This window comes from Micromonospora sp. D75 (assembly GCF_018070405.1).
In the GTDB taxonomy this organism is placed as follows: Bacteria; Actinomycetota; Actinomycetes; order Mycobacteriales; family Micromonosporaceae; genus Micromonospora; species Micromonospora chalcea.
Genome location: NZ_JAGPXV010000403.1, coordinates 1 through 5462, shown reverse-complemented (window position 1 = coordinate 5462; position 5462 = coordinate 1). Strand labels below are relative to the sequence as shown.

At 72.3% G+C, this 5462-nt stretch carries 3 protein-coding genes, 1 pseudogene and 1 riboswitch; all 4 genes and pseudogenes read left to right on the top strand.

Going from position 1 to position 5462, the window contains the following annotated elements; all coding sequences use genetic code 11:
- Nucleotides 1-571 (top strand): RICIN domain-containing protein (locus KBX39_RS21670; protein WP_210872220.1); only part of this gene is annotated, 571 nt, incomplete at its 5' end.
- A 111-nt stretch (nucleotides 572-682) separates the two neighbouring features.
- A riboswitch (cobalamin riboswitch) is annotated at nucleotides 683-902 on the top strand.
- Between the two features lie 115 nt (nucleotides 903-1017).
- Nucleotides 1018-3267 (top strand): 5-methyltetrahydropteroyltriglutamate--homocysteine S-methyltransferase, encoded by a 2250-nt coding sequence (gene metE / locus KBX39_RS21665; protein ID WP_210872218.1) that lies wholly within the window; start codon nucleotides 1018-1020, stop codon nucleotides 3265-3267.
- A gap of 120 nt (nucleotides 3268-3387) precedes the next feature.
- The gene (locus tag KBX39_RS21660) at nucleotides 3388-5022 is read left to right on the top strand and encodes an Ig-like domain-containing protein (RefSeq protein ID WP_210872216.1); all 1635 of its coding nucleotides are present in this window, start codon (nucleotides 3388-3390) and stop codon (nucleotides 5020-5022) included.
- A gap of 214 nt (nucleotides 5023-5236) precedes the next feature.
- A pseudogene (locus KBX39_RS33490) lies at nucleotides 5237-5462 on the top strand (translocation protein TolB); the annotation flags it as partial.

Here is a 5462-nt window from a genome sequence, read left to right as displayed (position 1 = left end):
CTTCTACCGCAGCAACCCCACCAACCAGTACGCCCGCCTGATCCACGCCAACATGACCGACGGCCGGGCGTACGCGTTCGCCTTCGACGACGTCGGCGGATTCGAGTCACTGGTGCACGACGGCGACCCCCGTTCGGCCGGACTGATCCTCAGCCCGTTCACCGGAGGTGGGGGCGGCAACCCGGCCACCGGGGTGCCCGTGGTCAGCAACTGGAACAACAAGTGCATCGACGTGCCGAGCTCCAACTTCGTCGACCGCGCGCCGCTGCAGATGTGGAACTGCAACAACACCAACGCGCAGAAGTGGACGTTCAGCGGCACGGCGCTGAAGAGCCAGAACAACAAGTGCATGGACGTCGACGCCGGGTCCACCGCCAACGGGGCGGTGGTGCAGCTCTACACCTGCAACGGCACCGGCGCCCAGCAGTTCACCCTGAACTCGGCCGGGGACCTGGTCAACCTTCAGGCCGACAAGTGCGTCGACATCAAGGACCGGAACGGCAACGACGGCGCGAGGCTCCAGCTCTGGGACTGCACGGGCACGGCCGGCCAGAAGTGGCGCAAGGGCTGACCGGCCCTGCGACGGGGGGCGGGGGCGACCGCGAGTCGCTCCCGCCACCCGCCGCGACGGCTCGCCGTCCCGCAGGACGGACGCGCCGACCACGTCGGCTCACCGCCCCATACGATGGACAACGGTGCTGGTTCGCCGTGCCCGTGAAGGGTGTGGCGTCGTAAGAGGGAACCCGGTGTGAGTCCGGGACTGCCCCGCAGCGGTGAGTGGGAACGACAGCCGTCATCGAAGCACTGGACCGTGAGGTCTGGGAAGCGACGGCCAGTAGGTGACCGGGTGGATCCGGTCGCGCCCGCGAGTCCGAAGACCTGCCCGCACCGCGCGCACCGTCCGGTGCGCGCCGCCGACGGTCGCTCGGGACGGCCGGTGCGGAAGCCGGTACGCCGTCTGTACCCCTTCCCTCCCCGCCTCGATCGGCCTCGTGTGCTTCGAGGGAAGGGATCTCCATGAGTACCGCATTCGGTCAGAGCACCGTGCTGGGCTATCCGCGTATCGGGGGCAACCGGCAACTCAAGAGGGCCGTCGAGGCCTACTGGGCGGGCCGGATCGACGCCGAGGAGTTGGCGGCGACCTCTGCCGCGCTACGGGCGAAGGTGTGGCGGACGCTGCGCGACGCGCGCCTGGACGCGATCCCGTCCAACACGTTCTCCTACTACGACCACGTGCTGGACACGGCCGTCGCCGTCGGCGCGATCCCGCGCCGGTTCGCCCGTCTCGGCCTCGGCGACCTCGGCACCTATTTCGCCATGGCCCGGGGCGTCGATGCCGAGCCGGCGCTCGAACTGACGAAGTGGTTCGACACCAACTACCACTATCTGGTTCCCGAGATCGGCTCCGACACCACCTTCGCGGCGAATCCCGACAAGGCGCTGCGCGAGTACCGCGAGGCCCGCGAGCTGGGAATCGACAGCCGGCCGGTGCTGGTCGGGCCGGCGACATTCCTGCTGCTGGCCAAGCCCACCGAGGCGGGCGGCGAACCGTTCGACCGGCTGACCGACCTGGTCGACGTGTACGCCGGCATCCTGCGATCCCTCGCCGCGGCGGGCGTGCGATGGGTGCAGCTGGACGAACCCGCCTACGTCGCCGACCGGAGCGCCGCCGAGATCGACGCGCTGCGGGAGGCGTACACCCGGCTCGGCGCGGTGGAACAGCGGCCGGCGATCTTCGTCGCCACCTATTTCGGCGAGCTCGGTGACGCGCTGCCCGCCCTGCTCGACACGCCGGTCGAAGCGGTCGGCGTGGATCTGGTGGCCGGGCCCGGCAACCTGCGGCGGCTGGCCGGTGCGGGACCGCTGCGCGGCAAGACGATCGTGGCCGGCCTCGTCGACGGCCGCAACGTCTGGCGTACCGACCTGCGGTCCGCCGTGGCGGCCGGTGCCGCCGTCACCGCCCTCGCCGACCACGTCGCCGTGTCCACCTCGTGCTCGCTGCTGCACGTGCCGGAGGACCTGTCCGCCGAGACCGCTCTCGACCCGGCGCTGCGTCAGCGGCTCGCCTTCGCCCGGCAGAAGGTCGATGAGGTCGTCCGGCTCGGCCGCGCGCTGCGCAACGGCACCACGTCCCTGCCCGAGCCGCTGCCGCCCACCCCTGCCGCCTGGCGCGACGACACCGTACGCGGTCGGCTCGCGGCGCTGCGCGCCACGGATCGGCAGCGCGGCGCGTACCCGGAGCGTGCGGCGGCACAGCAGGCCCGGCTGAACCTGCCGCCCCTCCCGACCACGACCATCGGATCGTTCCCGCAGACCGACGAGCTGCGCCGTGCGCGTGCCGAGCACCGGGCCGGGCGTCTCGACGACGCCGCCTACACGCAGCGGATGCGCGCCGAGGTCGAGCACGTCGTCCGGCTCCAGGAGCGGCTGGGCCTGGACGTGCTCGTGCACGGCGAGCCGGAACGAAACGACATGGTCCAGTACTTCGGCGAGCAGCTGGACGGGTTCGCCGCCACCGAACACGGCTGGGTCCAGTCCTACGGCTCCCGATGCGTGCGTCCGCCCGTCATCTACGGCGACGTGGCACGCAGGGCGCCGATGACCGTCAACTGGTCCACCTACGCGCAGTCGCTGACCGACCGGCCGGTCAAGGGCATGCTCACCGGCCCGGTCACGATCCTGGCCTGGTCGTTCGTCCGCAGCGACCAGCCACTGGCAGACACTGCGGACCAGGTCGCGCTCGCCCTGCGCGACGAGTGCCGTGATCTCGAGGCAGCCGGTATCCGGGTCATCCAGGTCGACGAGCCGGCGCTGCGTGAGACGCTGCCACTGCGCAGGGCGGAGCAGAAGGCGTACCTGGACTGGGCAGTCGGGGCGTTCCGCCTGGCCACCTGCGGAGTCGCCGACGACACCCAGATCCACACCCACCTGTGCTACTCGGAGTTCGGGGAGGTGATCACGGCCATCGACGCCCTCGACGCCGACGTCACGAGCATCGAGGCATCCCGCTCCCGGATGGAGGTCCTCGACGACCTCGCCGCGATCGGATACCGCCGGGGTGTGGGGCCCGGCGTCTGGGACATCCACTCACCCCGGGTGCCGTCCCACGACGAGGTCGTCGGCGCGCTGCGCCGGGCCGTGGCCGCGGTGCCGGCCGAGCGGCTGTGGGTGAACCCCGACTGCGGCCTCAAGACGCGCGGCTATCCCGAGGTCGAGGCGTCCCTCCAGCACCTGGTCGCCGCCGCGGCCGAGCTGCGCGGACGCTGAGCCGCCGGCCGGGCGGAACGCCGCGCCGTTCCGCCCGGCCCGGGCCCGGTTCAGCCCTTGACAGGCCGTGCCCCGAGCGCCGAGGCTGCATGAAGTGATGTATGTCGATGTTACGGGGGCATGATGCGACGCAGGATCTTCGCGCTGGCTACAGCAGCCGCGGTCGTCGTCGGCGGGGCCATGACGATGGCGCTGCGGCCGGCCTACGCCGCGACGGCGTGCACGGTGGACTACACCATCACCCGGGAGTGGTCCAGCGGCTTCTGGGCCGAGCTCACCGTCACCAACCTGGGCGCTCCCGTCACCGACTGGTGGCTGCGGTTCCGGCAGGCGAACGGTCAGACGATCACCATGGGCCTCGACCGGCTGCCGGACGGATACACGCTGGGCAGCGGCGAGATGTATCCGATGACCATGCTCCGTCCGCCGGTGGGATCCACGCTGCCGACCGGCGCCTCGGTGACGGTGCGGTTCGGCGGCAACTACCAGGGTGCCGACCCCGAGCCGACCGACTGGGTGTTGAGCGGCCAGCCGTGCGACGGGGACGGCGCCGACCCGACCGGCTCGTCGCCGCCGCCGGCCTCGGGGAGCCCGCGGCCCAGCCCACTGCCGGGCGGGCCGTCGGTGGCGCTCACCTCGCCCCTGCCCAATGACTTCTTCGCCGCGCCGGGCGTCATCCCGATCCGTGCCGAGGCCACGGCGGCGCCCGGCCGGCGGATCGAGCGGGTCGAGTTCCGCGAGCGCGGCAGGCTGCTCGCCGTGGACACCACCGCGCCGTACGCGTTCGACTGGCGCGGCGTGGCGGCGAACAGCGGCACCCGCGTCACCGCCACCGCCTACGACAGCAGCGGCGCCCAGGCCACCGCCGAGGTCCGCGGCATCCGGGTGCTCCCGCCGCAGGCGCCCGGCGCCGCGCCTGCGCTGAAGGCGTTCGGCAACCGCATCCTCACGGTCACAGCCAGTCCGAGGCCGTACCGGCCCCGTGGAATCATCCGGTCGGCCGCGCCCGGCGAATGCGCATGGGGACCGATCCACTGGGACGGCCCGGTCGACGACGCGTCGGTAGGCGCGCTGCGGGCCCGCGGCGTCAACGCGGTACGGGTCGTGCTGAGCGACGCCTGCTACGCCTACACCGGCAGCCCTGCCGACAGGCAGAACCGGGTCGGCTACCTCGACGAGGCGGCCCGGTACGTCGACCGGCTCGTCCGGGCCGGCATCACACCCATCGTGTCGCTGCGGCAGAGCGACATCTCCGCCACCCGCACGTTCTGGAGCGCGGCGGCGGAGGTGTTCGGCGACGACAACGCAGTGGTCTTCGACATCTCGCCGTACGACTTCCCGGCGGTCGGCGGCACCGATCCCGCGGCGGTCTGGACCTGCTGGCGCGACGGCGGTACCTCGTGCACGGGCACCGGCCTGCCGCCCTTCGGCGTGCAGGAGCAGATCCGCCTGCTTCGCGTCCAGGGCTCGTTCAACCTGGTCCTCGCCGCCGGGATCGACGGCGGCAACGATCTGAGCCGGTGGCTGGAATATCGCCCGGCTGACCCGGACGGCCGTAGCGTGGCCGCCGCCTGGCGCGTCGACGACCGCTCGGCCTGCGCCACGCCGGCCTGCTGGCGGTCCACGCTGCTCCCGGTCGCCGCCCAGGTGCCGCTGGTCGCCACCGACGTCAGCGCCGGCCCGGGGGCGCCGACGTTCGTACCGCGGACTGTCGCCTGGCTCGACCAGCACGGCATCGGCCACCTGCGCCGGTGACCGGGGGAGGGGAGGTCGCGGCCGGAGGGCCGGTCAGACGGCCGCGCGCGCCCACTGCTGGTTGGTGCCGCTGCCTCTCCTACCCGTACGACCCCTCGACCGGGTCGGCGTGGGCGGGACATCGCACATCGAGCCGTCCATCGACGTTCATCCAACAGATCGGCGTGCGTAAGCTCCGCACGGTCGGATCCATGGAACCTACGGAGGAGGTTCCATGGATCGTCGAACGATGTTGCGGGCCACTGTTGTCGGTGCGGGCGCTGTCGCCCTGCCGTTCACGGCGTGGTCGGCGGCGTACGGAGCCCCGGCACAGAACGCGGCGGGGCCCTACGGCGGGCTTCAGGCAGCCGACGCCAACGGCATCCAGATGCCGGCCGGGTTCACCAGCTCGATCGTCGCGCGTTCCCGGCGGACGGTGCCGGGGCCGTCGTACACCTGGC